The organism is Kitasatospora sp. NPDC024654, from assembly GCF_055559155.1.
Genome location: NZ_JBVHLF010000067.1, coordinates 1 through 1188 on the forward strand (window position 1 = coordinate 1; position 1188 = coordinate 1188).

The following is a 1188-nucleotide window of genomic DNA, read 5'->3' on the forward strand; positions in this document are numbered from 1 at the left end:
CCCCGAACCCCCGGCCCTGCCCGAGCAGGTCTGGATCAACAAGCCGACCGACCAGCACGATGAACAGGAGACAACGAACTCAGCACAGCATTAGCCCGAACAACCTGCCTTGATCCCGTTGACAGCTTCCGCAGGCTGGTGGCGTGCTCTGCAGCGGCGAGCAGGTGGATCTCGCGGCCGGCGGCCTTGGCGGCTCCGCGCGGGCTCTTGCCGTCCACCGCCAGACCGTGCAGGTCAGCGGCCGTGGCTGTCGTCGGGCGGCGGTCCGCGAGCCAGCGGCCGACGGCCCGGTCCAATGCGTCGCCGTCGATGCGGGCCAGCAACCGTCGGACCGTGGTCTCGGCCGGCAGGAGACGCCGGGGCAGCAGCGGATCGGGACGGATGCCGAGCTGTTCCAGAACGTGCGCCGGCGCATCGCTGATCCACTCGCCGACCGCCAGGAGCGAGGTGGCCCCGGACAGAACCGCGCACGCGGTCAGCGCGAGGACGACGGCCAAGGCGTGTCGCACTCCTCGCAGGTCACGCGGGTCCGGCACCTCCGCCAGTCGCTCCAGCAGCCCCGGGACCTCCCCCGGCACGGCCTCGGGACACTCGCGGAGCTGGCAAGAGCAGGCGGGATCAGCGATGATGCGTCGGCAGGCACGGTCTTCCAGTCGGATCACGGGGCGTCGAGAACTCCATGATCTTGGAAGCCGTGCCTGTTGCGCTCCCGGCTCCCCTCAAGCTGGCAGACCATCACGAATCTGGACGTCGTGCTCCGGATCCGCCCGTTGGATTCGGGCGAAGTCAGTTGAACCAGGAGTGCGTGAGCCCGAGGGCGACGGCGGTGATCCCGAAGGATGCGACCCACATGATGACGACACCGGCGTACAACTTCTTGTGCTCACCCGATCGCCAGCCTCTGACGACGGACGTGCCGATGATGAGCTGGATCGTTCCCAGGACTTGAAGGGCGAGTTCCGCGGTTTTCATGTGATCCCTTTGGGCTGTACTGGCTCGACGGTTTCGGAGTGGGGAGGGAGTGATGCGCGCCAATCGTATGATCGGCGAGGAGGACTGCTGCCGGGGCCGGGGGGGGGGGGGGGGGGGGGGGGGGGGGGGGGGAGGGGGGGGGGGGGGGGGGTCCGCCGGGTTTGGGGTCCGCCCCCCCGTAGGAACAAAAAGAGTCGGGAAACACCACCTCCAAAC

At 68.8% G+C, this 1188-nt stretch carries 2 protein-coding genes; both read right to left on the reverse strand.

What is annotated here, in order from left to right:
• Positions 1 to 35: 35 nt before the first annotated feature.
• Positions 36 to 497: a transposase family protein gene (locus ACZ38L_RS29355; protein WP_465698855.1), complete on the reverse strand. Its 462-nt coding sequence runs from the start codon at positions 495 to 497 to the stop codon at positions 36 to 38.
• A gap of 289 nt (positions 498 to 786) precedes the next feature.
• Entirely contained in the window at positions 787 to 972 is a 186-nt protein-coding gene (locus ACZ38L_RS29360) for a hypothetical protein (protein WP_465698857.1), read from the reverse strand.
• Positions 973 to 1188 lie beyond the last annotated feature (216 nt).